This is a genomic window from uncultured Fibrobacter sp., from assembly GCF_946062555.1.
Taxonomy (GTDB): domain Bacteria; phylum Fibrobacterota; class Fibrobacteria; order Fibrobacterales; family Fibrobacteraceae; genus Fibrobacter.
Window position 1 is genome coordinate 1 of record NZ_CAMGVQ010000025.1, and the last position, 26201, is coordinate 26201.

23 protein-coding genes and 1 tRNA gene are annotated in these 26201 nt (G+C 52.3%); 14 read left to right on the plus strand and 10 right to left on the minus strand.

Going from position 1 to position 26201, the window contains the following annotated elements; translation table 11 throughout:
- Positions 1 to 66 precede the first annotated feature (66 nt).
- Genes Q0P86_RS08960 through Q0P86_RS08970 form a run of 3 tightly spaced genes read right to left on the minus strand, consistent with a single transcriptional unit; the run spans position 67 to position 833 of the window.
- A complete protein-coding gene (locus tag Q0P86_RS08960; protein ID WP_295038903.1) occupies positions 67 to 252 on the minus strand; it encodes a hypothetical protein in 186 nt (61 codons plus the stop codon).
- Positions 237 to 572, minus strand: coding sequence for a hypothetical protein (locus tag Q0P86_RS08965; protein ID WP_295038905.1), 336 nt, complete (start codon positions 570 to 572; stop codon positions 237 to 239). The genes Q0P86_RS08960 and Q0P86_RS08965 overlap by 16 nt, the downstream gene beginning before the upstream one ends.
- A gap of 24 nt (positions 573 to 596) precedes the next feature.
- Positions 597 to 833, minus strand: a complete 237-nt coding sequence (locus tag Q0P86_RS08970) for a hypothetical protein (protein ID WP_295038907.1) — start codon at positions 831 to 833, stop codon at positions 597 to 599.
- A gap of 238 nt (positions 834 to 1071) precedes the next feature.
- Between Q0P86_RS08970 and radA the strand changes: the two genes are divergently transcribed.
- On the plus strand, positions 1072 to 2511 hold the full coding sequence (radA, locus tag Q0P86_RS08975) for a DNA repair protein RadA (protein WP_295038909.1): 1440 nt from the start codon (positions 1072 to 1074) through the stop codon (positions 2509 to 2511).
- Positions 2512 to 2605: 94 nt separating this feature from the next.
- Here the strand turns inward: radA and Q0P86_RS08980 are convergent, their stop codons facing one another.
- A complete protein-coding gene (locus tag Q0P86_RS08980; protein WP_290994602.1) occupies positions 2606 to 4024 on the minus strand; it encodes a pentapeptide repeat-containing protein in 1419 nt (472 codons plus the stop codon).
- Positions 4025 to 4144: 120 nt separating this feature from the next.
- Between Q0P86_RS08980 and Q0P86_RS08985 the strand changes: the two genes are divergently transcribed.
- Genes Q0P86_RS08985 through Q0P86_RS08995 form a run of 3 tightly spaced genes read left to right on the plus strand, consistent with a single transcriptional unit; the run spans position 4145 to position 6425 of the window.
- Positions 4145 to 5344, plus strand: coding sequence for an NAD(P)/FAD-dependent oxidoreductase (locus tag Q0P86_RS08985; protein WP_295038911.1), 1200 nt, complete (start codon positions 4145 to 4147; stop codon positions 5342 to 5344).
- A gap of 22 nt (positions 5345 to 5366) precedes the next feature.
- Entirely contained in the window at positions 5367 to 5801 is a 435-nt protein-coding gene (locus tag Q0P86_RS08990; RefSeq protein WP_294113662.1) for a SufE family protein, read from the plus strand.
- A 21-nt stretch (positions 5802 to 5822) separates the two neighbouring features.
- Positions 5823 to 6425: a hypothetical protein gene (locus tag Q0P86_RS08995; RefSeq protein WP_294113660.1), complete on the plus strand. Its 603-nt coding sequence runs from the start codon at positions 5823 to 5825 to the stop codon at positions 6423 to 6425.
- A 467-nt stretch (positions 6426 to 6892) separates the two neighbouring features.
- Here the strand turns inward: Q0P86_RS08995 and tsaE are convergent, their stop codons facing one another.
- On the minus strand, positions 6893 to 7300 hold the full coding sequence (tsaE, locus tag Q0P86_RS09000) for a tRNA (adenosine(37)-N6)-threonylcarbamoyltransferase complex ATPase subunit type 1 TsaE (protein ID WP_295038913.1): 408 nt from the start codon (positions 7298 to 7300) through the stop codon (positions 6893 to 6895).
- A 98-nt stretch (positions 7301 to 7398) separates the two neighbouring features.
- The gene (nspC, locus tag Q0P86_RS09005; protein ID WP_294113656.1) at positions 7399 to 8538 is read right to left on the minus strand and encodes a carboxynorspermidine decarboxylase; all 1140 of its coding nucleotides are present in this window, start codon (positions 8536 to 8538) and stop codon (positions 7399 to 7401) included.
- 69 nt (positions 8539 to 8607) lie between these two features.
- On the opposite strand from nspC, the gene Q0P86_RS09010 reads away from it, so the two are divergent.
- Genes Q0P86_RS09010 through Q0P86_RS09020 form a run of 3 tightly spaced genes read left to right on the plus strand, consistent with a single transcriptional unit; the run spans position 8608 to position 11238 of the window.
- Positions 8608 to 9525, plus strand: a complete 918-nt coding sequence (locus tag Q0P86_RS09010; RefSeq protein WP_295038918.1) for a hypothetical protein — start codon at positions 8608 to 8610, stop codon at positions 9523 to 9525.
- Between the two features lie 7 nt (positions 9526 to 9532).
- Positions 9533 to 10507: an iron ABC transporter permease gene (locus Q0P86_RS09015; protein WP_294113653.1), complete on the plus strand. Its 975-nt coding sequence runs from the start codon at positions 9533 to 9535 to the stop codon at positions 10505 to 10507.
- On the plus strand, positions 10504 to 11238 hold the full coding sequence (locus tag Q0P86_RS09020) for an ABC transporter ATP-binding protein (protein ID WP_290994583.1): 735 nt from the start codon (positions 10504 to 10506) through the stop codon (positions 11236 to 11238). The genes Q0P86_RS09015 and Q0P86_RS09020 overlap by 4 nt, the downstream gene beginning before the upstream one ends.
- Positions 11239 to 11257: 19 nt before the next feature.
- Here the strand turns inward: Q0P86_RS09020 and Q0P86_RS09025 are convergent, their stop codons facing one another.
- The 3 genes from Q0P86_RS09025 to rho all read right to left on the minus strand — a co-directional run bounded on the left by Q0P86_RS09025 (position 11258) and on the right by rho (position 15513).
- Positions 11258 to 12613: a sigma-54-dependent Fis family transcriptional regulator gene (locus Q0P86_RS09025; RefSeq protein WP_294113651.1), complete on the minus strand. Its 1356-nt coding sequence runs from the start codon at positions 12611 to 12613 to the stop codon at positions 11258 to 11260.
- A gap of 86 nt (positions 12614 to 12699) precedes the next feature.
- A complete protein-coding gene (gene proC, locus Q0P86_RS09030; protein ID WP_290994578.1) occupies positions 12700 to 13506 on the minus strand; it encodes a pyrroline-5-carboxylate reductase in 807 nt (268 codons plus the stop codon).
- 15 nt (positions 13507 to 13521) lie between these two features.
- Positions 13522 to 15513, minus strand: a complete 1992-nt coding sequence (rho, locus tag Q0P86_RS09035) for a transcription termination factor Rho (protein ID WP_295038921.1) — start codon at positions 15511 to 15513, stop codon at positions 13522 to 13524.
- 290 nt (positions 15514 to 15803) lie between these two features.
- On the opposite strand from rho, the gene folK reads away from it, so the two are divergent.
- From folK to panC, 3 genes are read left to right on the plus strand one after another with little or no spacing between them, the layout of a single operon-like run.
- Positions 15804 to 16313 (plus strand): 2-amino-4-hydroxy-6-hydroxymethyldihydropteridine diphosphokinase, encoded by a 510-nt coding sequence (gene folK / locus Q0P86_RS09040; protein ID WP_290994573.1) that lies wholly within the window; start codon positions 15804 to 15806, stop codon positions 16311 to 16313.
- A 1-nt stretch (position 16314) separates the two neighbouring features.
- Positions 16315 to 16965 (plus strand): deoxynucleoside kinase, encoded by a 651-nt coding sequence (locus tag Q0P86_RS09045; RefSeq protein ID WP_072977093.1) that lies wholly within the window; start codon positions 16315 to 16317, stop codon positions 16963 to 16965.
- Entirely contained in the window at positions 16965 to 17816 is an 852-nt protein-coding gene (gene panC / locus Q0P86_RS09050) for a pantoate--beta-alanine ligase (protein WP_294113645.1), read from the plus strand. Before Q0P86_RS09045 ends, panC begins: the two co-directional genes overlap by 1 nt.
- 60 nt (positions 17817 to 17876) lie before the next feature.
- Here the strand turns inward: panC and Q0P86_RS09055 are convergent, their stop codons facing one another.
- Positions 17877 to 21014 (minus strand): CHASE2 domain-containing protein, encoded by a 3138-nt coding sequence (locus Q0P86_RS09055; RefSeq protein WP_294113644.1) that lies wholly within the window; start codon positions 21012 to 21014, stop codon positions 17877 to 17879.
- 192 nt (positions 21015 to 21206) lie between these two features.
- On the opposite strand from Q0P86_RS09055, the gene Q0P86_RS09060 reads away from it, so the two are divergent.
- The 4 genes from Q0P86_RS09060 (at position 21207) to Q0P86_RS09075 (ending at position 26085) form a co-directional block, all read left to right on the plus strand.
- A complete protein-coding gene (locus Q0P86_RS09060) occupies positions 21207 to 24278 on the plus strand; it encodes a DNA translocase FtsK (RefSeq protein WP_295038925.1) in 3072 nt (1023 codons plus the stop codon).
- Between the two features lie 169 nt (positions 24279 to 24447).
- The gene (gene ispE / locus Q0P86_RS09065; RefSeq protein WP_290996253.1) at positions 24448 to 25317 is read left to right on the plus strand and encodes a 4-(cytidine 5'-diphospho)-2-C-methyl-D-erythritol kinase; all 870 of its coding nucleotides are present in this window, start codon (positions 24448 to 24450) and stop codon (positions 25315 to 25317) included.
- A 48-nt stretch (positions 25318 to 25365) separates the two neighbouring features.
- Positions 25366 to 25437, plus strand: a tRNA-Gln gene (locus tag Q0P86_RS09070).
- Between the two features lie 39 nt (positions 25438 to 25476).
- On the plus strand, positions 25477 to 26085 hold the full coding sequence (locus Q0P86_RS09075) for a 50S ribosomal protein L25 (protein WP_290996255.1): 609 nt from the start codon (positions 25477 to 25479) through the stop codon (positions 26083 to 26085).
- Positions 26086 to 26201 lie beyond the last annotated feature (116 nt).

A 26201-nucleotide genomic window follows, 5' to 3' on the forward strand; every position in this document is an offset into this window, starting at 1 on the left:
GAAAACCGCTGCTTAGACTCCTCCCAACCCCTCCACACAAACTGCAGAAGCCTCGTAAAAATGCCCTTATTTTGAGCCTTTCGTTTCAGTAAGACCGAATTCCCGGCGGGCCCAAGTTTCCATATAGGGCAGAATTTCCTTGTAAGGCACCACGATCATCACGCTGCCGTGGGAATGCCAGCCGATTTCGAAAGAGTACCCGTCAAAACCGATACCGTCCTTCAAAAAAGAAGGTTCTAGCTTGAAATCCATGCCGATGGCATTGGGACGTGCATCGTATTTTTCCGCATATTTGCGAAGAAGCGATACAATCTTTTCCTTTTCTTCTGGATTGAATAGAACTCTTCATGAGTACTCAAGATGCTGATAACGCATTTGTCCTGGCCGAACACGGCCTTGAAAACCTTGATTACATACACGAGGCCGCGTTCAAGCTCGGGTGTAAGCTCCATTTCGACACCTGGTTTCTGGAAGGTGCTCGGGTCGAAAATGAGCTTATAGCCAACGATGAGCATGATGACTATAAGGATTAGCCCTAGGAAGATTTTGATAAGGTTGACAAGGCATCCCATGGTGACGCCTCCGTTGTTGTTGGTTTATTTTCCATATTGTTCGTCATAGAGGCGTTGCAAAGCCTCCTTGTATTGAGCATCTCGTTCGGCCTCGATTTTCTGTTTCTGGATTTCTTGCGAGTGGTCCACATAGGGGTTATGGTTGTGCCTATGCGTTGCAAGAAAAAGCAAGACGACTGCAAGTACGATGATGATAAGCAAGATAGCTTGTGTGAAAAAGTGAGTTATGCTTTCAAGAATGTTGCTGATGAAGTCAAACATAGGTTACCCGTTGGCTGTATTTCCTATATAATTATCGTAGGTAATTCTGCCAATGTAAAGCAAACCAGTGAAAATTGTAAAAAAAGTAAATAGCCTTGTGCTTTCCGCTTAATGCTTTGAGTGCTAAGAAGGAATGCCCTGCAAAAATCGGGTGCTGAACCTTATGTAAAAGTGCTTTTTTGTGCATTATTTATAAAATGTCATAAATTGTCGGTGGTAATTTGTTATATTAGTGCACATGGTAGCACTAAGTAAAACGAAAGCGAAAAAAGAAATTGAGTTCCTCTGTACCGAATGCGGCAATACCACGCCAAAGTGGGCTGGCAAGTGTCCGTTCTGCGGGGCGTGGAGCAGTCTCAAGGAGCATGTTGTAGAAAGTGTTCTCGACGGTGGGCGAGCTTCTCGTGGCCTTGGCGGTCCTGTCCATAAGGTGATTCCGCTGAAGGAGGTTGCTACAGAAGAGACGAGGCGGCTGAGCACCGCCAATACCGAATTTGACAGAGTGCTAGGGGGCGGGCTTGCACCAGGTTCCCTGGTGCTCATCGGTGGCGATCCTGGAATCGGGAAATCCACCCTGGTGCTGTCCACGCTCGCCACCATGACAGCCGCCGGCGTCAAGACGCTTTACGTGAGCGGCGAAGAAAGCGCGGTGCAGGTCAAGCTGCGCAGCGAACGCTTGAATGTGGCGGGTTCCGAAATGCTTTTGCTTTGCGAGACTAGCCTCGAAAAAATTTTGCAGCAGGCGGCAGAGATCAAGCCGCAGGTGCTCGTCATCGATTCTATCCAGACGGTCTATAAAGAAAATCTTTCGGGGACTCCGGGCTGCGCCACGCAGCTTCGCGAATGCACGCTCGACCTGATGGTGTTCGCGAAGAATACGGGCTGCATCACTATTCTTATCGGGCATGTCACCAAGGACGGTCAGATCGCAGGGCCTCGCATCCTGGAGCACATGGTCGATACGGTCGTGTATTTCGAGGGCGACCGTAACCATCAGTACCGCCTAATCCGTACCATCAAGAACCGCTTCGGCGCAACGGACGAAATCGGCGTATTCGAGATGACTTCGCACGGGCTTTCTCCGGTAGAAAATCCGAGCCGGGCCTTTCTGCAAGAGAATGTTCCTCCGACGCCCGGAAGCGTGGTCTGCTGCACGATGGAAGGGACGCGGGCGATGCTTTTCGAAACGCAGGCGCTCGTAAGCCAGACCACCTTTGCGGTACCGCAGCGCGTGGCCGCAGGGATTGACCCGAAGCGGCTCACCATCATCCTTGCGCTGCTTGAAAAGTTCGGCGGGGTAATCGTCGGGGCTTCCGACGTGTTCGTCTCGATTGCCGGCGGGCTGAAGGTCTCCGACACTTCGTCGGACCTCGCCCTCGCGCTCGCCGTCGCGAGCAACCACCTCGCCATTCCGCTCGGCAGGCAGTCCATCGTCATCGGAGAACTCGGACTGTCGGGCGAGGTCCGCTCCGTGAGCCTTTTGGAACAAAGGCTCAAGGAAGCCCGCCGCCTGGGCATGACCGAAGCGGTCGTCCCGGCGGGTGGCCGCCTGCCGGAGAATTCCTCGGGCATGAAGGTTGTCCAGGTGCATACGCTTTCCGAAGCGGTGAACTGGCTGATGGACAAATGCGAAAGGCGAGTTTCGCAGTCACGCTCGCATGGCTATGACCGAGCCTAGAGTTTGATGCTTGAACGAAGCGATAGCATAAAAAAAACACTAAAAAAGCCTCGGTTCGTCACCGAGGCTCTTCAATTCCGTTTTTGGTTAACGACTATTCGTCGTCATTGTCCATTGACTTTCTTTTCTTGCGCTTCTTCTTCGGCTGGTCTTCGCCGTCACCGGACTTCTTCTTGCCTTCGACCTTGATATCGGCGGCCTTTTCACCACGCTTGGTGAAACCATACTGACGCGGGTCAAAGCCTGACGGGAACTGGGTCTTGTTGTCGTAGATTACCTTCTTGGCGGTGAACTTTTCGATCTTGGCGCCTTCGAGGTTTGCGCCAGAGAAGTCCACGTCTTCCATCTTGGTGTCGGCATCAATCTTGATGCCCTGCATGTTGGCGTTGGTGAAGTTCACCTTTTCGAGCTTGGCACCGGCAAAGCTTACACCGGCGAGCTGGGCGAGAATGAAGTCGGAACGTTCAATGGTGGAATTCGCGAAGTTGGCCTTGGTGAGGTCAGCTTTGTCGAAGATGTTCTTGCGGACGTATGCACCGTCGAACACGGCCTTCAGGAGTTCTGCGTTCTGGAAGGAGTTCTTGCTCACTTCGGTATCGTAGAAGGATGCCTTGGAGAGCTTGGTCTTCACGAAGGAGCTCTTGGAAACGGAGCCCTTGTCGAACACCACGCCCGTGAGGTCCTGGTTGTCGAAGTTCATGTTCTTCAGGGTGGACTGGGCGAACTTGGCCTTCTGGAGCTGGGTCTTGGAAAGATCCACGTCATTGAAGGTGGTCAGGGAAAGGTCTGCTTCCCTGAGGTTCACGTTCTTGAATTCGGCACCGCTGAAGTTGGCCTGGGAAAGACCAGCCTTGGCGAAGTTCACTTCGATGAGGTCCACGCCCTTGAAGTTGGCGGCGATCAGGTTACAGGCGGTGAAGTCCGTCTTCACGAGGGTCGTCTTGCGGAGGTCGCTGTTTGCCATCAGGGAACGCGAGAAGTTCGCGTTGGTGAGGTTTGCCTTGTTGAAGTCGGCGGCAGTCAGGTCCACGTCCATCACGGATGCCTGGGTGAGGTCAGCCTTGCTGAAGTCGGTCTGGTCGGACACCTTCATGGCGTCGAGGCGGGCATTCTTCAGGTTTGCCTTGGGGAACTGGCTATCGAGGAGCGTTGCACGGTAGAGGTTCGCTTCCTGCATGTTGGCGCCTTCGAAGGAGGAGCCACGGATGTCGGCACCGCTAATGGTTGCCTTGACGAGGCTTGCATTTTCAAAGTTTGCGTTGCTGATCACCGCATTCTGGAAGGAAACTTCGTTGAGGTTTGCGCCCGTGAAATCTGGGTTTTCACCAGTTGCACGGCGGAAGTCCGTCGTATGGGCGACAGCCTTCGCATTCTTGAAGTTGAAATTGTCGATACGCTTGTTACTGAAGGACACGTTCAGGTCCTTGCCGGCCCAGTTGTCCTGAGCAAAAACGTTGAGGGCTAGTGCGCTGACTAGGCACAAACCAAACTTTGATACTCTCTTCATATTCATATACATTCCCTTTTAAGGATAAAACCAAATAACGGATAGCCCTAAAATAACTAAAAAAATTGGCAAATAACAATAAAAAAGAAAAAAACTTTATAAATAAATGCTAATTTGTTCCCCGAAATGGCAAATTTTGCATCAAATCGGTATGATGTGGTGGTTTGCGGGGCCGGTCCTGCCGGTCTCATGGCCGCCTGCACCCTGGGGCGACTGACTGGCGGTGCTAGACGTATTTTACTTTTGGACAAGAAAGAACCGTGGAAAGAGCCGATTTTTTGCGCCGAGGCCGTCTCTAATGACAGGCTGAACGCCCTGTGGCCGGTGGATCCCTCTTTTGTCCGTGGAACGCTTTCCGGAATTTATTTTACCTCCCCCAAGCGCTATCGAGCTGAGTTCTACAGCAAGGACTGTGGCCTGATCCTGGATCGCAGGATTTTCCACCATAGCCTGGCGGAAGGATGTAGCGCGGCAGGCGTGGAATGCCGCTACGATGCCTTGATCAAGAAACTTGAAAAGACCACCGATGGTTGGAACGTTTCTGTGTCCGTGGCTGGTGGCGAAGTCGAGACGCTTTCGGCCGTTGCCGTGGTTGACGCTTCGGGCCCGAGCTGCAAGCTGACCCGCGGTATCGAGTGCCTGCAGGGAATTGAATCGGGCGATGCCGACCTGGAACCTGCAATCTTTGCGGTGGCCGAAGGTATAGAGCATAGCAAGGAACATATCGAGCTTTTCTTTGGCTCCGAATTCGAATCGGGGTACGGCTGGATTTTCCCGCGCGACGGCAAGGAAGTGAATATCGGCTTTGTGCTAGGCAAGGATGTCAAGCATAAGGTGCCCCTGCGCCAGAAGTTGCTGGACTTTATCGCCCGCGACTATCCCGAGGCAAAGGTCAAGGCCGTGTACGGTGGCGCAATCGCCTGTACCGGAACCCAAATTCGCCCCTTCGCGAAGTGCGGCCTCTTTAAGGCGGGCGATGCGGCAAGCTGCGTGAATCCCATCAGCCGTTCGGGAATCGTGGAATCGCTCCTGTGTGGAAAGGTGGTCGCGGAGTCCGTGAAGGAATGGCTTGACGATTCCGGTGCAAACCGTGAGGCAATCGAGGCCAAGACGCTTGACCGCTGGATGGCTGTTCTTGGCAAAAAGCACCTGCAGGTGGCGCGAGCCAAGGCGGGCTTCAACAAGATTAGCGACGCCCAGTTTGATCGTGCCGCCAAGAAACTATCGAAACTTCCGCGCGAAAAACAGACGTTGTTCAGAATTTTCTTTAATGTGCTGTGGGCCGCACCTTCGCTCATCTGGAAGATGCGTTCCTTCTTGCGTTGATGGTGATTTTATGAGTGATGTGATGGATTCTCGTTTGAACGAAGTGCGTGAGACGTTTGCAAACTTTGCAGACGAAGACGGCAAGTGGAAGTACCTGCTTGACTTGGCCCGTGCCCATAAGGGGATGGACACCGCGCTCAAGGACGAAAAATTCATTATCCAGGGGTGCGCCTCGACCATGTACCTGGTGCCTAAGTTCGACGGCGAAAAGATTCACTTCGAAATGGATGTCGAAGGCGGTACCACGAATCCGCTCATTAGCCGCGGCCTCGGCGCGCTTGCGCTCAAGGTCTATAACGATATGGCTCCGGCGGACATTCTCGCGGTCGATCCGAAGTTCTTCCAGGATATCGGCCTGAATGTAGGCCTTTCGCCGACGCGTTCGAACGGCTTTGCGAGCCTGGTCAAGCAAATTTATTTGTATGCACGGGTCTTTGCGGCCCTTGCCAAAAAGTAAGTGTAAAAAAGTAGGTAGAAAATGTTCAGTTTCTTGAATGGAAAAAGCCCCTTTGACGAAGCCGAAGAACGCCTGGAAGCAGGCGACACCGTCAACGGAAAACCGAGACTTCCCAGCGGCCCGATCATGGGCTGGCAGGACGGCGTGTTCCTCCTGGTCATTGTCGGCCTGATTGTGGGCGGTTATCAGTACTATCAGCATGTGAAACGCAGCTGCGCCGAAACGTTTGCACAGTGCGATTCTCTGTATGTCGCCGCGACCGCAGATGCGACGAAGTTTGCCGAAGTGGAAGCCTGCTACGAGTCCACCTGGGACTTGGCTTTCGTGAGCGATACTCTGGAAGTGCTCCGCCAGAACCGCCTCGGTGAAATCGAGGATATGCGCAACGCCCAGAAGGACTTGCTCGCAAATGCAAATGATGCTCTCGACAAGGGCGATACAGCCGCTGCCGCCAAGATCGTGACGGAATACAAGGGTGCCATGCTCCTGTATACCGGCGACAAGAGCGAATGGGACGAAATCGTGAAAATCTCGGAAATTCAGGCCGCGAAGGATGCCGCTAAGGCCTCTGCGGTCGCTGCTGCTCCGGCTAATTCCGCTGCCGACTCTAGCGCGGCAAAGTAGTTCTCAGAAACTTTAAAACGCAAATTTTATTGCAAATGAAGACGCAAAGCCGTTCCATAAAGGAACGGCTTTTGTGTATAGCTCCGTTTTTGGGGCGAAGACGTGCTTTTTCCTAGATTTTGTTCCATTTTGGGGTTGTTTTTGAGTGCTTTTTGGCGAAGTGTACCTATAAAGTGCTGCTTAGGACAATTTTATAGGTAAGAAACGGATTGCAAATTGTGCCTGTTTTGAATATATACCTATAAACAGGGGTTATTTGTTTGTTTTATAGGTGCTTAATTGTTTAATTTGTACGCAAGTACAGCAAAAGTTGAAAAAATATACCTATAAAGGGTCCGTTTTCGATTTGTTTATAGGTACGATTGCAAAGAGCGTTTTTTTTGTTACCTATAAACGAGTTGCTTTATGCCGGTTTATAGGTACACGCCGGCCCTGCTGCTGCTCGCGGCTCCAGTGGCATGGGAAATTTAAAGCGTAGTGACGGTGATATCCCTCTTGGTTTCCGAGAGGATTTTTATTTCAACCTTATGCGTGAGGCCGGGGTCGTTGTCTTCGAGGCGTTCAGGCCATTCGATCAGGCTAATCCCCTTTTCGAGGTAGTCGGGGTCGAGGCCGACCTCGTTCAGGTCGGCGCCGCCGTCCAGGCGGTAAAGGTCGAAGTGAAAAATCGGCGGGTTGTTCGGGTATTCGTGCAGGATGGTATAGGTGGGGGAGCAGACGGACCCCGTGAAACCGAGACCTTTGCAGACCCCGCGACTGATGACCGTCTTGCCGGCACCCAGGTTCCCGTAAAGGGCCACCTTGTCGCCCGGCTTCAGGCTACGCCCGAATTCTACCGCCCAGTTATAAGTTTCTTTTTCCGACTTAAAAATCATAATGCAATTAAAAATTCATTGATCATTATTCTCGAAATCTGAATTTTCTTAGTTCTAAGCTCTAAGATCTGAATTCCGAATTCTGAAATCCGAATTAATTACAGTTTCTCCTTGAACTGCTCGTAAGTGAACTTGTGGAGCAAATGGAATTTGCCCTGTTCGTCGAACTTGCCGATGCTCGGGTGGCGTACACCGTTAAAGAATGTGGTCTTGACCATTGTATAATGGATCATGTCTTTGAAGATAATCTTGTCGCCTACCTTGAGTGGCTCGTCGAAGGAAAAGTCTCCGAGCTGGTCGCCTGCGAGGCAAGAATTGCCTGCGAGTTTGTATGTGAATTTCTTTTCTCCAGGCATTCCCGCGTCAATCACTTCTGGGCGGTATGGCATTTCCAAGCAGTCCGGCATGTGCGCGCTGATCGACACGTTCAGGATGGCAATGTCCATTTCGTTGTGAACAATGTCTCCGACTGAGGAAACCAATTCGCCTGTCTGCCAGCCGACAGCTTCGCCCGGTTCCATGATGACGGTCAGGTGCGGGTAGCGGCTATGGAATTCTGTTAGGATACGCACGAGCTCTTCGCGATGGTAATCCTTGCGGGTAATGTGGTGGCCGCCGCCGAAGTTCACCCATTTCATTTGGGGCAGGTACTTGCCGAAATGTTGTTCGAAAGCTTTGAGTACGCCCTCCAGTGCGTCGGCGTCCTGTTCGCAGAGGGCGTGGAAGTGCAGCCCTTCGATGCCGTCCAAGAGTTCCGGTTTGAACTCCGCTTCGGTGACTCCGAGTCTCGAAAACTTGCCACACGGGTTGTACAGGTCGGTTTCTACGGTCGAGAACTGCGGGTTCACGCGGATTCCTGCGCTTACTCCTGCGGCGAGAGTCTTGTCTTTGAATCGCTGCCACTGGCTAAAGCTGTTGAAGGTGATATGTCCCGCGCAAGACAGGATCTGGTCGATTTCGTCGTCTTCGTAGACGGGGGCGAATACATGGACTTCCTTGCCCATTTCTTCCTTGGCGAGCCTCGCCTCGTTCAGGCTGGAGGCTGTTGCGCCAGCAAGGTATTCTCGGATGAGCGGGAAGGATCGCCAAAAGCTGTAACCTTTTAACGCACAAATTATTTTTACATTCCCTCGCTTTTGGATATCGTCCAAAATTTCCATATTACGGCGGAGTCTTGCCTCGTCCAGGACAAAACAGGGGGAGGGAACTTGGGTATAATCGAGCTTTTTTTCGAACATAGCCCAAAGATAGCCTTTTTTTATCCTTTTTCCTACTTTTTTGAATATGCTTTAACTACATTTAAGTCGATGAGAGATTTCATGTACAAGCATATTCTTATTTCGTTTTTGTCCCTGGCGTTCGTAGGGATGCCTTTCGCTCAGACTGCAGCATCTGCTGCTAAGCCTGCTCCCGCTGCTCAGACCGCGCCTGCCGCTCCGGCCAAGACCGCAACCCCGACGCAACCGTCCGCTACTGCAGCGACTGTCTCTTCTTCGACGTCCCAGGCTCCTGCCAAGTCCGCTACGCAGCCCGCAAACCTTGCGAAGGTGGAAGCTCAGGTGGTTGCCGCTCCCCGCGGTGCGACTGCAACGCTTGACGAAATGATCCAGGCGAAGCTCGATTCTATGAACAGGGTTGCCGCTCCGACGGGCCCCCGCAATAGCGACAGTGTCGCCAAGGTTCAGGCCGATAGCGTCCGCAAGCAGATCCAGAGCGGCAAGTACGTTCAGCGTGTGCGTTACGACAAGAGCAACTTCGACCACTGGAATATCGATACGGTCCTCCAGAAGAGGATGAAGGAACAGGTCTTCGGCGTGTGGCGCACTCCGATTATCGCCCACGGCCATGCCTTCCGCGATGCGGAACTTCGTTTCGGTGCAAACGACACCCTCGTGGGTATTACCCGCACCTATTCCGATTCGGGCCGCTATCAGATGACCGGTGAATACACCTTCAAGGCCCGTTACCGTTTCGATAGCGATCAGACTCTCGTGAGCCGCGAAGTGTTCAAGGACCGTCAGGTGGTTCGCTGGGACTATATCACGTTCGAAATCAGCAAGGACTCCCTGCTCTACAACTTGAACAAACTGGAATTCCGCGACTTGAACGATAACTGGCTCAACGCCCTGCAGGGCTTTGACAATATTCCTGCCGAAATCTACCTGCGCGACCCGAAGGGCTCCGCCGAAATGAAGCAGGAAGCTGAAAAGAACAAGAAGAAATAAGGCGCTCGTGATTGGGGGACGAAATACGTTTCGAATCCTCACGGGGTTTGCCTTGTTGCTTCTGCTTTCGGCAACACTCTCTTATTTGACATTGTTTTCAGGGACGGTCGGACTGTCGTTGTCCGACGTTTTTTATGGGGACGGTTCTGTCCTGAACCGTATCTTTTGGGATTTGCGCGTGCCCCGACTGGTGGCGGCGGTCCTAGCCGGTATTTCGCTTGCGGTGTCGGGGCTCTCGTTGCAGACCTTATTCAGGAACCCGCTTGCGGGGCCGTTTGTGCTCGGCATCAGTAGCGGCGCAAGTCTGGGGGTTGCCCTTTCGCTGTTGGCCGGATTTAGCTTCGGACATTTCGGGGTGCTTACTTCGGCGGCGGCGGGTGCTTTTGCGGTGACATTCCTGGTGATGCTGGTGTCGAACCGCTTCCGGAACTCGACTGTGCTTTTGATCGTGGGACTTCTGGTCGGTTATTTTATTGACGCCCTGGTGAACCTGCTGATTGTCGGGAGCGATGCGGAAGCGCTCAAGGTATTTGTGTCTTGGGGCATGGGTAGTTTTTGCCGGTTGACCTTTGACGGCATTTGGATCTTTGCGGTAGCGGTCACCGTAGGGTGCGTGCTGATTGGTGTCTCGATCCGCTACTTGAACGCGATCCGTATGGGTGAAGATTTTGCGAAGGGCTTGGGCGTGAATGTGCGTCTTTACAAGAACCTGGTCTTGTTCGGGGCCTCGCTCCTGGCAGCTTCGTCGACCGCTTTTTGTGGACCGGTTGCCTTTGTGGGAATTGCCGTTCCGCATTTGGCGTTTATGTTGTTCAAAACGGGAAACCACCGCCTGCTTTTGCCGGGTTCTGCCTTGTGCGGCGCTGTTCTTTGCCTTGCGGCTGGGCTCTTCACGATGGTTCCCTTGAATGCCATATTGAGCTTGGTCGGTGTACCCGTGGTGCTGCTGGTCATTTCTCGCGGTAGAGGGGCGCGCGGATGAGCCTGCTTGCTTGTGAGAATCTGGTGTTCGGCTATGTCTCCCGATCTGAAAAGAAATCTGGGCTTGTCGACGCATTTGACTTCAACTTGGAAGCGGGTGAGGTGGTTGCCCTGATGGGGGCGAACGGATCGGGCAAAAGTACGTTCCTCAAGACGTTATCCGGGCTTATTCCGCCCCTTGCCGGTAAGGTAAGCCTGTGCGAGAAAACTCAATGGACTTCTCGCGAGCGGGCGCGGTTAGTGACGCTTGTCCGTATGGGACGCATGAACGGAGCTTTTTTTGACCGCATGACGGTGCGGGAGTTTGTTGGGCTTGGCCGCACGCCCTATGCGGGAGTCTTTGATGGGCATAGTGCCGAAGACGAACGCGTCGTTGACGAATCCCTGGAACTGCTGGACCTGAAGGATTTTGCAAACCGCTGGATGTCCGAGTTGAGCGACGGCGAATGTAGTCGCGTTTACCTGGCGATGGCGGTGGCGCAGCAGGTGAAGGTGCTGTTGCTCGATGAGCCGAATGCGTTTTTGGATATTCCCCGAAGTCGAAAACTTTTTGTAATGCTGCGGACCTTGGCTAGGGAGCGCGGCATGGGAATTCTGGTGTCAACCCATTCCGTGGAGTATGCCGAACGGTATTGCGACCGGATTATGGTCATTGCAAATGGCCTCGCGCATTGCGAGGCGGCCGGTGAAGCCCGCGCGAAGGGACTTCTGGACTGGACGGAAAAGTTTTGAATCTCCGGCTCCAGGCGACTTAGTATCTGGTAATTTCTTTAATGTCTACGCCTAGGTGATTAAGGCGGTTGTATAGGGCGGTGCGGAGGAGTCCCAGCTTTTGTGCTGCCTCGCGGACAGATCCGTTACATTCGCGTATTTTTTGAATGAGAAATTTCCGTTCCTGCTCCAGTTGCATTTGGCGGAAATTTTCGTAATCGGAAAGTTCCTTGCCCGTCGAGGATTGCTCGGTGGCAGCGGATGTGGCTTGCTTGCTGGATGCTTTTGCCGTGGAATCGCCAATCTGGATGTCTTCAGGGCGGAGGGTGCCTGCGCTGGTGAAGCAGAGTGCGCGCTGGATGACATTTTCCAGTTCGCGGATATTTCCCGGCCAGTCGTATTCCTGTAGCTTGATTAGGGCTTCGGATGAAAGCGAATAATTTTCGCCTGCCGTCTGGTAAGTACGGATAAAGTAATTGGCCAGGTCTTCGATATCTTCTTTGCGTTCGCGGAGTGGCGAAATCTGCACGGGAATCACGTTGAGACGGTAGTACAGGTCTTCGCGGAAACGTTTTTCGGCGATTTCCTGTTGCAGGTCCCTATTGGTGGCCGCGATGATGCGAACATCAATATGCTTAGTCCTGTTCGCTCCGAGGGGGCGGATTTCCTTGCTTTGCAAAACGCGCAAAAGCTTGACCTGGGCGTGTAGGGGCATGTCCCCGATTTCGTCAAGGAAAATGGCGCCGCCGTCGGCGGCCTCGAATAGGCCGATGCGCTCGTTTTGCGCTCCGGTGAAGGCTCCGCGGGTATGCCCGAAGAGTTCGCTTTCGAAAAGGTTATCCGGAATGGCGCTGCAGTTGACCGTGACGAATTTGTCGTAGACGCAGGCGACCGCCTGCGCAATCAGTTCCTTGCCGACACCCGTTTCACCTTGGATAAGTACGGGACCCGTATGTACGATTGCCCGCTCGACAATCTTGCGGAGACTCTGCATAGCTGGGCTTTTCCCGACTAGGTGACTCATGCGTTCGCGGAAAATCATTCGGGCGTTATGAATTTCCTTGAGCTTCGCGATTCGCGACATCAGGTGGAGCTTCAGGGATTCCACCGAAAGGACGCTGTCGTAAAGTTTGTTTGAAATTTCGCTGAACCGTTCAGGGTTCTCGGCATAAACGAGAATCAGCGTGTCCGGAGACTTTTCGCGGAAGGTGGTCAGGGTTTCCAGGTTGGATTCTGGAAAGGAATCCAGATCCCAGATGATTAGAGTGACTTGCGGAATGGCGTCCGCTGCGGGAACATCGTGGAAAAAGTCCAACTGATAGTCTACCGAAGAAAAGACGTCCTGGATGAACGAGGACGTTGCATTTTCTTTTGCGTATAGACTGATGGTCGCCATTGTTAGAACTTAGAACTTAGAAGTTAGAACTTAGAAAAAAATCTCTAAGTTCTGCCAACTAAGTTCTACCGACTGCGGCGAAGCCGCTATTTTCCCAGTTCCTTGCTACGGTCGGTTCCTGCGACAACAGCCTTGATGAGCGTGCTGCGGAAGGCACCTTCTTCGAGGGCATTGATGCCTGCAATCGTGGTACCTGCGGGGGAGCAGACCATGGCGCAGAGGTCGCTGGGGCTCTTGCCGGACTGTTTCACGAGTTCAACGCTGCCTTCGATGGTGCCAAGCGCAAGCTTGAGTGCCACATCGCGGGTGAGGCCCGCCTTCACGCCACCGCGGGTGAGGCCTTCGATGAATTCAAAAACGTAGGCGGGAGCACTGCCCGAAAGTCCGGTCACTGCATCCATCAGGGATTCTGCAACGCGGCAGGTCACGCCGATGTTGCAGAAAATCTTTTCGGCGATGGCGAGCGTTTCTTCGGTCACACCGTCGGTAGCGAGGCCCACGGAACCCTTGCCGACGGTAAGCGGCAAGTTCGGCATCACGCGGAGAATCTGATTCTTTTCGCCGAGAACTTCGATGAGGGCCTTGCGGGTGACGCCGGCCATGATGCTCACGAAGGTCTTCGATGTTTTTTCGGCTGCTGCAGCGGCCTTCCATTCGGCGGAAACCAACTTGAAAATCTGCGGTTTCACGCAAAGGAAGGTGACTTCTGCTTTGTTGATACCTTCGGCAAAACTTGCCACACGCACGCAACCGAGGGCGGTGACTTCGGCGGCTGCCTTATCGGAGGGGTCAAAGAAGAAAATGGTAGAAGGATTGGTGCCGGCCTTCAAAAGTCCGCGGAGAATTGCTCCGCCCATGTTGCCGGTGCCTGCGAAAAAGATTTTTTCTGACATAGAATCTTCCTTTTGTTAACGGAGGCTGTCCTTGGCCTTCTTTAAAAATTCGAGCAATTCGGCATTGGTCTTGTTTTGCATCATCATCTTGATGAGCTTGTCCATAATGCCGTTTTCAGTATCGTTCTGGGCGCCCTGACGGAATTTCCAAATAATATCCTGCTCGTAAAGGGAGAGCAAACGGTCTTCTTTACGGGTGCCGGACTTGAAAATATCAATGGCGGGCCAGGTGCGCTTTTCGGCCAGGCGGCGGTCAAGCACCAGTTCCATATTACCCGTACCCTTGAATTCTTCGAAAATCACTTCGTCCATACGGCTGCCGGTTTCGATCAAGGCTGTGCCGATAATGGTGAGAGACCCGTTCTTCTGGATGATTTCGCGAATGGGTTCGCCAGTAATGGTGTGAACGACCTGTCCGTTAGAATCCTTTTGGAAGTCTCCGAGTTTGTCGGCAATCTTACGGGCTGCACCGAAGAATTTTTTCGGGAACTGCATGGCGTTCGCGTCCACACCGCCCGAAAGGATCTTGCCGGAGTGCGGAATCACCACATTGTTCGCGCGGGCAAAACGGGTAATGGAGTCGAGCAAGACAACCACGTCCTTCTGCTGTTCCACGAGGCGCTTGGCTTTTTCGAGCACCATGGTGGCTACGCGGGCGTGATGGTCAGGCGGTTCATCGAAAGTGGAGGCCACCACTTCGGCACGCAGGTTCGGGTTTGCTTCGACCAGTTTGCCGATAATTTCACGCATTTCGGTCACTTCTTCAGGACGCTCGTCAATCAGAAGTACGATGATGATGATTTCGGGGTGGTTCTTGGCGATGGCGCGGGTCATGTTCTGCAACAGGATCGTCTTACCGGTACGTGGAGGCGCGAGAATAATACTACGCTGACCCTTACCGATGGGGGAGAACAGATCCATGACGCGGGTGCTAAGTTCTTCGGAATCCCATTCTAGCTGAATCTTTTCGTTCGGGTGAATCGGGGTTAAGTATTCAAAAGCAACGCGGCGCTTGATCTTTTCGGGATCTTCGAAATTTACTTTGTCTACACGGCGGAGCGCATAGTATTTGTCGTTCTGGTCGCGCGGCGGACGGGCAAGACCGGCAACGGTATCGCCGATTTTGAGTCCGAGCTTGCGGATCAGGTTCTGGCTTACGTAAACGTCGTCCGGTCCCTGCTGGTAGTTGAATTCGGTGTTGCGCAGGAATCCGTGGCCTTGCGGGGTGACTTCCAGGAGGCCTTCGGCGTAAACGATGTTGTTCTCGTTTTCGAGGCTCTGCAACAAGAGACCCAGGGACTGCTTGCGGTAACGCCTAAAGTCAAGATTTTCCTTTTGCGCGGCGAGCTCCTGCAAGTCGCTCATGGTCATCTTGCGGTACTTGCTCCAGCATTCGCGGGCCTTGTTCCAGGCTTCGGAGTCCGGTTCGGGGAGCGGAGTCGTGTCTTCTTCTTCGGGCTGGAATCTCTGATTCTGTCGGTAGTTCTTGTCGAAACGGCGGTTGTTCTTGTTGTTGAACTTGTTGAACTGGCGGTTCTGCGGGTTCTGGAACTTCTGCTGGCTGTTCCCCTGCTCGCCCTGGCTTGCATCGACCGCGACGCCCTGATTTTCGGTGGCTCCGTTGTTCTGGCCTTCGCCCTGGTTTTCGGCAGGCATGCCGGCTTGATTTTCGGCGGGAGCGTTTTGGATGTTTGCTTCGGAGGGAGCGGTTTCGTTGGTGTTTTTAATTTCTGTCGTGGCGGGTTCTACAGGGGCGTTGTCCGTAATAATCTTTTCTTCGCCTGTAGCGACTGCTTCTTGCTCAGGAATCTTCTTGATTTTCTTCGGTTTCTTTTCGTCATTGCCATCTGTCTTGGCAGCCTTGGTAGAGGGTCTGCCGCGCTTGGGCTTTGCGACTTCGGCGGGAGCTAGTTCGATGTTACCCTGCACTTCTGCCGGAACATCGATGCCGGTGGATTCTTGATCTGCAAGATGAGTTTCTTTAAGATTCTTTTTTGTTGGAGCCACGATAGTGTCCTATAGGTTTAATACAATAATGAATGATTTTGTAAGGATGATATTTATAATGAAATTGTGCCCAAAGTCGAGTTGCTAGAAATGACCAATATGGGCTAGTGTTGTTCTACTTCGCGTAGCAGGATACAAGATAATTAAAAAAAAGTATTTTGTCATAAGAAACCTCATTTTTTTCATAAAAAAATTTTTTATGAGATTTTTGGGCCTCTTTTCGTGTTTTTAACAGTTGAAAAGCTCTTTTTTGACAGAAAAGTGAAAATTTGAATATCTATATTTGCGACGTGGATTCTTTAGAAAGAGTTTTCATAGCCCTGGGCAGCAACCTCCCTGACCGATACAAGCATCTTGCCGAAGGCCGCGAAATGCTTCGCCGGATTTCGGCGGGTGGCTGGATGGAAAGCCCGATTTACGAAACACCTCCGGTAGGACCGGCAGGCCAGGGACCCTATTTTAACCAGGTCGTCAGTTTCTGGTATTCGGGAAATTCCACCAAGTTGCTCCATTACCTGAAAGGTTCAGAATTTATTTTGGGGCGCAAGCCGCGTGGCCATTGGAATTCTCGTGAAATTGATCTGGACTTGCTTTATTTTGGTAAGGAAGTTCGGCAAGGGCGTCCAAATCTGCCCCACCCCCAGATAGTGAGCCGTCAGTTCGTGCTTGTTCCGTTGAACGACATTGCTCCCGACTGGGAAGATCCGCAAACGGGACTTAAGGTCAAGGATCTGCTATCTGGCCTGTTGCAAAAAGAAGAAAAGATTCCGTTCCGCGTCGTAACCTCGGAGGAACCCTGATATGCTGAGAGAAAAGGGCGTTCATTTTTTGGCCATCGAAGGCGCTATCGGCGTGGGGAAGACTTCCCTTGCCAAGATTATCGCCGAGCGCTGGAATGCGATGTTCATCGAGGAAAATTTCGAGGAAAACCCGTTCCTTGAAAAGTTCTACCAGAACAAGCAGGCCTACGCTTTCCAGACGCAGCTCTTTTTCTTGCTTGACCGCCTCAAGCAGTTGCAGCACTCCGCCTTGCAGAGCGACCTGTTCCATGATCTCCTGGTGAGTGATTTTACTTACGACAAGGACCAGATTTTTGCGGCCCAAAATTTGTCCGAAAGTGAATACGCCATGTACGACCAGGTGGCGAAGGCCTTGAACCACGATATTCCGAGACCGGATCTGGTGGTTTACTTGCAGGCGTCTGTCCCGACGTTGCTGAAGCGAATTCACGGACGTGGACGAACCATGGAAAAGACTATTGAAGGGTCTTACCTGAGTGGCCTTATGGATCGTTTTGACCGCCATTTTTGGAATTATCCTTATGCGCCGGTGTTGATCATCAATACCGACAATATTGACTTTGTACACAACGAAAACCACCTGCAACTGGTGCTGGATGCGATTGCGTCCTGCCCCAAGCAGACGACCTACTTTGTTCCAGAAGGTAAATAATGCAAATCGTAACGACTGTTGATTCCCTGCGTCAAATCCTCAAACCGCTTTCTAAGGAAGGCAAGGTTATCGGGCTTGTTCCCACGATGGGTGCTTTGCACGATGGCCATGGGGCTCTTATCAAGGAATCCGTCAAGGATTGCGATATCACGGTGGTGAGCGTGTTCCTGAATCCGATCCAGTTCGGCAAGAACGAGGATTTGGACAAGTACCCGAAGCGCCTGGAAGCGGACGCCAAGTTCGCCGGTTCTCTCGGAGCCGACTATGTGTTCGCCCCGAGCGTGCAGGAGATGTATCCTGATGGTGACCCGCTGACGCTTGTTCGCGATGAAACCTTGGAAAGCCTGTATTGCGGTGCATACCGTCCGGGACATTTCCGCGGCGTGCTCACGGTGGTGTCCAAACTGTTCCTGATTTCGGGCTGTAACCACGCCTACTTTGGCGAAAAGGATTACCAGCAGGTATTCCTGATTGAACGTATGGTGAAGGACCTGAATTTTGACTTGCAGATTCACCGCGTGAAGTTGGTGCGCGAAGATTCCGGTCTTGCCCTTTCTAGCCGCAATGAGTACTTGAGTGAAGACGAACATAGCCGCGCCCTGGGCATTTATGGTGGCTTGAAGCAGGCGAAGGCCGCCTACGAGGCGGGCGAACGCAGCGTTTCCAAGATTCGTGATATCGTGCTGAAGTCTATCCTTGCCGCTCGCGGCATCGTGCAGTTCGTGGAAGTCGTCAACCAGAAGGACTTGCAGAAGTTCTCCGGGATGCTCGCTCCCGAAGACAAGGTGGTCATCTTGGTGGCCGCCTTCTTCGGAAAGACTCGCCTGATCGACAATATCGAGCTGAACTAGAACTTAGTCCGCTACGCTCTTAGAACATAGATCTAAGAGCTATGTTCTAAGCACTATCAACTATTTCTCAGTTGCCGTGAATACTCCGTCCCATATCTCGCCTTCTGCAACAGGCGGGGTTATTTTGTATGCCTCGCAGCGCTTGATGTAGATGTGCGACGGGGTTGTCTTGCTGCCCGGATCGCGGTCGGGGTGGTGCGGCTCGATTTCGAGGCATTGCTTGAAAAGTTCGATGGCATCATCCCATTGCATGTTCAGGTAACAGGCGCGGGCCTTTTCCCAAATGCCGACCAGTTCGGTCAGGCTGGCTTCGTTTTCGCAACCGGTCTTGTTCAGAAGTTCAAATGTCTTTACCGGCTGGCTCTTGCCTATCACGCGGATGGTATCGAGAGAACGGTAGATGAACCGTCCCGGTTCCAGGTGCTTTTGCGTATCTTCGCTAATCTGGATGTAGGCGCCGTACTGCTTGGCCGCACTTTCGAGACGTGCGGCGAGGTTCACTGCATCGCCCATCATGGTGTAGTTCTTGCGCATGGTGGAGCCCATGTTTCCTGTCACGATGTCGCCCGAGTTGATACCGATACGCATGTGCATGTCGTGAACGACTTTCGGCCATTTGTTGCCTTCGCTAGCCCATTTTTTACGGAGGTCCAGCAGCTTGTTCTGCATGTCCACGGCGGAGTCGCAGGCGCTCTGGGCGTGGTTAGGTAATGGCATCGGTGCACCGAAGAACGCGATGATGGCGTCACCTTCGTACTTGTCGAGCGTTCCCTTGTTTGCAAGCAGGGTGTCGGTCATTGCGGTTAAATATTCGTTCAAAAGCTCGACCAGCTTACTCGGGTCGCCGATTTTTTCGGAGAAAGTCGAGAAACTGGCGATGTCGGTAAAGTAGGCGGTAATGTTCGATTTTTCGCCACCCAGGGTGGGCATAATTTCGTTATCCACCATGGCGTCGATCAGTTCAGGAGAAATGTATTGCTTGAAGGCGTTGTTGATGAAGCTCTTTTCTTTGTTTTCAAAATAGAACTGTACCACCAGAGCTGTGATGTTGGTCAGCAGCATGGCGAGAACCTGCTTGGATACGCCGATATAGAGGCCGTTCTGGAAATATTTGTAGGCGACCATCACGTAGGCCGCCATCAGGATGACCGATATGGCGACCGAAAAGTAGCTTCGGAAATAGAGCCCGAGGAACAGGCTGATCAGAGCGAGCAGGATGACGATTAGCCGCTGGTAGTTTTCGGCCAGGGTGACGATGTAGTCGTCTTCAAGGATGTTCTTGATGATGGTGGCGTGGATCAGCACGGCAGGGTAGTTCTCTTCGCTGGGAACGGGCACAAAGTCGAAGAGGGCCGCTGCGGCGGAACCGAGAATGAATATTTTTCCTTGTTCGGTCCTGGATTCGCCCGAGGCGACGTCTTTGTAGGATAGGTGCTGGAAAGTGCGGCGGGAATCGGCGACATTGTATCGGCCCTTGAAATTAACCTGATAGCGTCCGAATTGATCAATCGGAATTCTTTTGGCGGGGCCGAAACGGAGTTCCTCGCCGGGCTTGAGGTTCGTGATTTTTTCTTCGTCTGTAGCCTGAATGTCGCGGATGACGGCGTCGGAGAGGATGACCTGGTTTGATTTCCAGCGCCTTAACTGCTTGTCATAGTTGATGTCCATGTCGAGTGACAGATAGACGGACTTGCCGTTAGGAATTCTTTTGATGGAATCGGCATAAAGTTGGAGCGTGTTGACAGTGTAGCGGCTGATGTTGATGAGGTCGTAGTCTTCCTCATCTTCTTCATCTTCCTCGCCCTCTTCACCTTCGTCGTCACTTACGCTATCCGGGTCGCGGATTGAAATGACGAAATAATCCTTGTCGTCTTCGTCCTCGTCGAATTCCAGTTTGGCGAGCTTGTTGAGAATGACGGGCTTATCCTCTTCGACGGAATCCAAGGTGGCTTCCGTAATGTTCATAATCAGTCTGGACTGCTCGATGTCGAGGGGACGTGGATTGTTGCCGATTTTCAGGGTGATCTTTCCCAGGGAATCCTTTTGGACGATAATGCGGAAAGAAACGTCAATGAATGTCTTGCTTGCTGTTTTTTCAATTTTCTTTTCGGAAAGTTTTTTCTTGAGTGCAGTGAACATGGGGTAGCTAAAATTCGGGTAAGTCGTGTGGAAGGTTCCCGCGGAGTCCCTGTAGATACCGAAAGGCTTGCCGACATCTATATATTGCCCCATCTTGATTTTAACGTTCTCGGGTTTTTGGTGGAATAGGTGCAAGATGGTCATCAGGGACATGGTCGTATAGATGTGACTGGAATCGATATGTCCGACTTCAAGCAGGGTGGTGTCCTTGGTAGGGGGAATGTCTGTATTCGGGAAACGGTAGAACATGGACACCTTGCGCACGATGCCGTCGTTGTCCGGGTAGGCGTTCACGGAACCGAGACCGGCACCTGCCTGGGCGAGTTCCGGGAAGATGTTATCGAGAAGGTCCTTGGGCTCGATATTTTCGGGCTTGTCGACTTGGCTGCTATTGAAGGTGGATCCGAGGCCGATTTCCTGGGCGCGCATTTCGCCGCTCAGCTTGCGCCATTGCGATTCGTGCTTGTATCCCTTCGCGTCGCCGAACACATCGCAGACGATGGTGTGGCCGCTTTCCTTGATAGCGGAGACGAGTATGGAGTCGTAGTTGTAGTTGGCGAGAATTTCGGGGTAGGTGGAATCCCACGGGGTGTCCGGGGCGATATTTCCGAGAACCTGCAGCACTTGGTCCGCTTTTTTCTTGCCGAAGTCGGCGGTCTTGAACACGATATCAAAACTGATTGCAGCCGCGTTGCTCTTGCTCAGGTTCTTGATGACGTTGGCGTGGACGTCGCGGTCCCATTCGTTAAAGGGACCTAGAGTTTCTAGGGAGGGCTCGTCGATGTCAACAATGAAAATGTTGGGGTCGTTCTTGTTCAATGCGTCTTTTTGGACAATGGTAATCTTTTCGTTCAGGGCCACATCGCTGTCGTCAACATAGGTGGCTCCCTTGAAAAACAAGTCGTAAAAGAGGTTCTCAAGGGCTTCGCTACTGTTTCTGGAGTTTCCGACGATATCGTTTTGTGTACTTCCGAAAATAAGGATGGCAACGACAATGATTGTCGATGCGGTAAAACCGGCAATGACTTTCTTTAGTTTCTTGGAAATCTTCGCTTGCATAAGAAAAAGATAATAATATGTTGTTATACAAAATTTTGAGGCAAAACGATAAATAAGTAGATAGGGACGAAGGAAAAATAAGGCGTAGTGGCGTAACTCGTTGACGGTCAATGTGTTACGGTATATTTTGCGAAGCCGGTGAGCCAAATATTTTTAGAAGAACTATATTTAAAAGGTAATTGCGGAGGCATTTTGGCTACACAAAAGAAATCGACATCGAAAAAGGCGGGAACGTCTTCTAAATCGAAAAAGGATTTAACTCCGAATTCGGATACTCAGGGCTTTGGTTCCATTATCGGGGGCTGGGCGCTTGTCGCGTTTGGCTTGTTTTTGGCATTGGGGTGTTTCTGTTCCGTGTATAGTGGTGAATCAGGAGGTTTCCTGGGGCCATATCTCGGGAAAATGTTTCCCAATGGGCTTGCTTATATGCTTGGCCGTGTAGCGTCCGTCGTTGCGGCGGGTGCCATGGTGCTTTGGGGCTTGACCCTTATTTCGTCAAGTCGGCGCTTTACATTTATCCGCTATGCCGTTGGTCTCTCGTTGTTGACGGTCAATTTCTCGTTTCTTTTTGCCATCCGCAACTATGGCCAGGTGAAGGTTCCCAAGGCCGAACTGATGCAGAACGGGGGCGTGGTGGGGCAGTTCCTGAACCAGTTCGTGGCGGCTCCCGTGTTTGGGAAGGAATCGTTCCTGATGCCGCTAGGCATTTCGCTCTTTTTGGTGGTTCTGGTTCTGGTGCTTGCTTTTGGATTGCGCCCGAGGCATTTTAAGTTTATCGTGCAGGCGACGGCTTGGTTCAAGTCGGTGTTCAAGAAAAGGGAGCCTATCGAGGGTGAAATTGTAGAACCTGTCGAAAGTACGCGTTCCGGTCGATATGCCCAGGTTCGGACGAATATGGACTTGCCGGGAGCAGGGCTCCCCCGAGGCGTTTACATGGACGACAATACGGTGAATATCAAACCGGATGGTTTCAAGATTCGTCGAAAGAACAAAGTGTCTCCGTTTAGTGGACGCAACAGCTGGATGGATGACGAATTCAGCTTGAACGGCTCGATGGATGAAATTCCCAATGTTCCGGATGAAGTGCTGCAGACCATGACGCCGCACCAGGTGAAAGAGGTGGTTCAGCCGCAACCAGAACCTACGAACAACGTGGCGGGCGAGTACAACTTGGACGAAGATCCTGAAATCCGCAGGCTCGAAGATTATCTGCGCCAGAATGGCGGCAAGATGAACGCTCTCGAAATCGTGGAAGTCAAGGAAAAAATCGCAGCCCTTAAGCGCGCACGCGACTTGATTGCTTGGGAAAAGGATCACCGCGGCCGTATGCAGGTGAAGGGCGATGTGCGTCGCGAAGGATCTCCGGTGACGGGTTCGATGGCGACGCGTACGGTGGCTGCAGGTGCGATTCCGACAGGAACGATGCCTGCTGCAAGGGGTGTAACGCAAAGATCCATGACGCAGCTCCCGACTCAAAATGCTGATGAACGCACGGTGATGGCGGGCGAGCCGACTCGCGGAAAAGTGAATGCCGAGGACTTGCTGGGTGGCGATGGCGCAAAAACAATCGATGCGGCAGCCTCTGATGACGAAACTTTTGTACCGGAAGTTTATGGTGCCGACGATGTGGGCGATGTCCCTGAAATGCCGGACGATCAGTTCCCTGAGCTTGCCGAAGGGGGGGATGGATCGATCGGGACTGTTCCTAGTGGTTCCTCGACTTCGGGAATGAAAGCCTCTCCGATTCCGCACCGAGACCCGACCACGGTTTACGACGAATACAAGGTGCCTGCCATTAGTGACATTCTGGAAGAACATGAACCGCAGACCGCCGATTATAGCGAAGAGGAATTGAATGCCATCGGCAAGATGCTTGAAGAAAAACTCGAAAACTTCAAGGTGAAGGGTCGCGTGATCGGTTGCGAAACGGGCCCGATGATTACCCGTTTCGAGGTGGAACCGGGCCCGGGCATGAAGGTGAGCCGGTTCTCTGCCTTGCAAGAAGACTTGGCGCTTCCGCTCCGTGTTTCGTCGGTGCGTATTCTAGCCCCGATTCCGGGCAAGGCGGCTGTCGGTATCGAAATCCCGAATCGTAAATTCCAGACGGTGTACAGCCTCGATGTGTTCCAGAGCGAAAAGTTCAAGCCGTCGCACGAAAAGATTCTGGTGGCGCTCGGTAAAGACATTACCGGCGAAGCGTTTACCATGGACTTGGCCAAGGCGCCGCACTTGCTGATTGCAGGTCAGACGGGTTCCGGTAAGTCTGTGTGCATTAACGCACTCATGGCCTCGATGCTTTTCAGTAAGACTCCTGACGAACTCCGCATGATTCTGGTGGACCCGAAGGCGGTGGAACTCAAGATGTACGAAAACATTCCGCACCTCTTGGCGCCTGTCATTACCAAGCCCGAAATTGCGATTCAGGCGTTGCAGTGGCTGTGCTATGAAATGGACCGCCGTACTGAAGTCCTAGCGTCTGCGAAGGTGCGTAACATTGGCGGCTTTAACGCGAAGTTTGAAGCGGGTGAGTTGCCCGATGAAGTGCCCGAAGAAGACCGCAGTCACCGCATGGCGTTCATCGTGGTGATTATTGATGAAATGGCGGACTTGATGATGGTCGCCGGCAAGGAAATCGAAAAGAACGTGGCGCGCCTTGCCGCAAAGGCTCGTGCTGTAGGCATTCACCTTGTGCTTGCAACGCAGCGCCCCTCCGTCAAGGTGATTACGGGCATTATCAAGGCGAACTTGCCGACGCGTATCAGCTTCAAGGTTGCCTCTCAGATTGACGCTCGCACGGTCATGGACCATGCCGGCGCCGAAAAACTCTTGGGGCGGGGCGACATGCTTTACAAGGCCGTGAACGATCCGGAACCGGTTCGTGTTCACGGTGCATTCTTGAGCGACGAAGAAGCCGAAAAGCTTGCCGATGCCTGCTCCGACCAGAACGTATTCTACCCGCAGATAGAATCGTTCGACGTCAGCGACGGCGAAGGCGACGAAGACGGCGAGGGCGGAGGTAAGGACTTGGGCAAGCTCGACAAGCTACTTTATGACGTAGCCGTTTGGGCGGTCGAATGCCGCGGGCTTTCGACCTCGGCGGTGCAGCGCCACTTTAGCGTGGGATTCAGCCGAGCCGGTAAAATTGTGGACCAACTTTCCAGTCTCGGCGTGTGTGGCCCTGCCAAGGGTAACAGCAAACCCCGCGCCATGCTCCTTGGAATCGAAGAAATCCAGAACATGGAACGCTCCGGAAAATTCGGGTAAGTTTCCTTTAAAATCGTTTTAAATGAAATGCTGTTCTATCGAACAGCTTTTTTGTAATATTATGTGTTGCTTTTTTTTTTCTGATTGAATCGCCGTGTAGACCATTTTGATGACTTTACGGTGATGGTCATTAGTTTTTTTTAGAAATATTTTTGCTAAGTTTGACACCATGAAAGAGTACGCTCCTGCTAAGATTAATTTGTTCTTAGATGTCATCCGCAAGCGTGAAGACGGATATCATGACTTGGGCACGCTGTTCCAGACCATTGATGCAGGCGATGCCGTGAGTGCCGAAATCCGTGAAGATGGTCGTATAACACTCTGTTACAATGAACCGCAGGACTACCCGCTGGAGTCTGACCTGGTTTTCAAGGCTGCCAAGCTCCTGCAGCAGGAGTCGGGCACGACGCTCGGTGCGGATATTTATTTGAACAAGGTAATGCCTTTAGGAGCAGGCCTTGGTGGCGGATCCGCAGACGCTGCAGCAACGCTTCGTTTGTTGAACCAGCTGTGGAAGCTCAAGTTTAAGTTTGATCGGCTTGAAGAAATTGGTGCCCGCCTCGGGGCCGATGTGCCGTTCTTGGTGCGAGGCGGCACAGCTTTCGCCGAAGGAATTGGCGAAAAGCTCACATTTGTAAAGCCGTTGCAACTGACGGGTGAACAATATTTGCTCGTGGCGACTCCACTTGATTCCGTGCCGACTAAGGATGCCTATGCTGGTGTGCCCAAGTCCGGCCCGGACCGTTGGGAAACTTACAGGGCGAAGTGTATGCGCGCGGGCGGCAAGACCGCGTCGATCGACTTTGCGCTTGCCAATTCCTTCAACGCTTTCGAAGAGTCGGTGTTCCCCAAGCATCCGCTTGTCGAAGAGATGAAAAACGAGTTCAAGCGCCTCGGGGCGAAATCCGTCCTGATGTCGGGGTCGGGGGCGTCGGTTTTTGGCGTCTTTGATTCGCGTAAACAGGCTAAAGAGGCTGCCGAAGAGCTGAAGCCGATCTCCAGGTACCTGGTTGTAACCCGCTTTTTTGAGGGTTTTTAGCGAAAACCCTTTGAAATTTTGGCGAAAATGCTATATTTGCGCCACCATTGGGGTATCGTCAAGTGGTAAGACAACGGATTTTGATTCCGTTATTCGTTGGTTCGAATCCAGCTACCCCAATGAATTTTTTTTAACCATTTACTTAATTGGAGTAAAATTATGGAACTCACAAAACTCGCAGCAACCTCGAGAGTGCTAGGCAAGAGCCGCGACTGCGCCCGTCTCCGCAAGGAAGGCAAGATCCCGGCTGTCTATTATGGTAAGGGTCAGGAGTCTGTGAATATCAGCGTTAGCGCAATCGATGTTCGCAAGGTTCTCGCCCCGGGTAAGCGTTACACGCTTCTCGACCTGGAAATTGATGGCAAGGCCGGCAACGCTGCCGTAATTTACAACTACCAGAAGAATCCGCTGACCCAGGAAATCGAACACATTGACTTCCTCAAGATTGAAGAATCTTCCAAGGTCAAGGTTCGCGTTCCGGTCAAGCTCTCCGGTCTTCCGGTTGGCGTCAAGACTCAGGGCGGTACCTTCGCTCAGCAGAACCGTTACATCCAGCTCGCTGCTGAACCGGCCAAGATTCCGGCTGTCCTCGAAATGGACATCTCCGAATTCCCGGCTCCGACGACTTTCTACGCCAAGGATTGGAAACTTGCCGACGGTATCGAACTCGCTTGCCAGCCGCGCACCGTGATTTTCACCATTACTGCCAAGAGCGGTAAGAAGGCTGACGACGCTGCTGCTGAAGCTTCGGCTGCCGAAGCTAAGTAATTGCTCCAAGCAATCGAAATTGGACCTGTCTGCTCCGTGCAGGCAGGTTCTTTTTTCACGCATCTCGCGCCTCGTGCTTCGAACCTCGTCCCTTTTACTATATTGCCGTTTACCTC

What these genes read in the sequence shown, in the direction of transcription:
- Q0P86_RS08980 (WP_290994602.1), bottom strand. Translation starts at nt 4,024, where the DNA reads ATGAATATGAAGAGAGTATCAAAGTTTGGTTTGTGCCTAGTCAGCGCA.
- Q0P86_RS08965 (WP_295038905.1), bottom strand. Translation starts at nt 572, where the DNA reads ATGGGATGCCTTGTCAACCTTATCAAAATCTTCCTAGGGCTAATCCTT.
- radA (WP_295038909.1), top strand. Translation starts at nt 1,072, where the DNA reads ATGGTAGCACTAAGTAAAACGAAAGCGAAAAAAGAAATTGAGTTCCTC.
- nspC (WP_294113656.1), bottom strand. Translation starts at nt 8,538, where the DNA reads ATGTTCGAAAAAAAGCTCGATTATACCCAAGTTCCCTCCCCCTGTTTT.
- Q0P86_RS09010 (WP_295038918.1), top strand. Translation starts at nt 8,608, where the DNA reads ATGAGAGATTTCATGTACAAGCATATTCTTATTTCGTTTTTGTCCCTG.
- tsaE (WP_295038913.1), bottom strand. Translation starts at nt 7,300, where the DNA reads ATGATTTTTAAGTCGGAAAAAGAAACTTATAACTGGGCGGTAGAATTC.
- ispE (WP_290996253.1), top strand. Translation starts at nt 24,448, where the DNA reads ATGAAAGAGTACGCTCCTGCTAAGATTAATTTGTTCTTAGATGTCATC.
- Q0P86_RS08995 (WP_294113660.1), top strand. Translation starts at nt 5,823, where the DNA reads ATGTTCAGTTTCTTGAATGGAAAAAGCCCCTTTGACGAAGCCGAAGAA.
- proC (WP_290994578.1), bottom strand. Translation starts at nt 13,506, where the DNA reads ATGTCAGAAAAAATCTTTTTCGCAGGCACCGGCAACATGGGCGGAGCA.
- Q0P86_RS09055 (WP_294113644.1), bottom strand. Translation starts at nt 21,014, where the DNA reads ATGCAAGCGAAGATTTCCAAGAAACTAAAGAAAGTCATTGCCGGTTTT.
- Q0P86_RS09025 (WP_294113651.1), bottom strand. Translation starts at nt 12,613, where the DNA reads ATGGCGACCATCAGTCTATACGCAAAAGAAAATGCAACGTCCTCGTTC.
- Q0P86_RS08970 (WP_295038907.1), bottom strand. Translation starts at nt 833, where the DNA reads ATGTTTGACTTCATCAGCAACATTCTTGAAAGCATAACTCACTTTTTC.
- Q0P86_RS09020 (WP_290994583.1), top strand. Translation starts at nt 10,504, where the DNA reads ATGAGCCTGCTTGCTTGTGAGAATCTGGTGTTCGGCTATGTCTCCCGA.
- Q0P86_RS09075 (WP_290996255.1), top strand. Translation starts at nt 25,477, where the DNA reads ATGGAACTCACAAAACTCGCAGCAACCTCGAGAGTGCTAGGCAAGAGC.
- Q0P86_RS08960 (WP_295038903.1), bottom strand. Translation starts at nt 252, where the DNA reads ATGGATTTCAAGCTAGAACCTTCTTTTTTGAAGGACGGTATCGGTTTT.
- Q0P86_RS08990 (WP_294113662.1), top strand. Translation starts at nt 5,367, where the DNA reads ATGGATTCTCGTTTGAACGAAGTGCGTGAGACGTTTGCAAACTTTGCA.
- Q0P86_RS08985 (WP_295038911.1), top strand. Translation starts at nt 4,145, where the DNA reads ATGGCAAATTTTGCATCAAATCGGTATGATGTGGTGGTTTGCGGGGCC.
- panC (WP_294113645.1), top strand. Translation starts at nt 16,965, where the DNA reads ATGCAAATCGTAACGACTGTTGATTCCCTGCGTCAAATCCTCAAACCG.
- Q0P86_RS09045 (WP_072977093.1), top strand. Translation starts at nt 16,315, where the DNA reads ATGCTGAGAGAAAAGGGCGTTCATTTTTTGGCCATCGAAGGCGCTATC.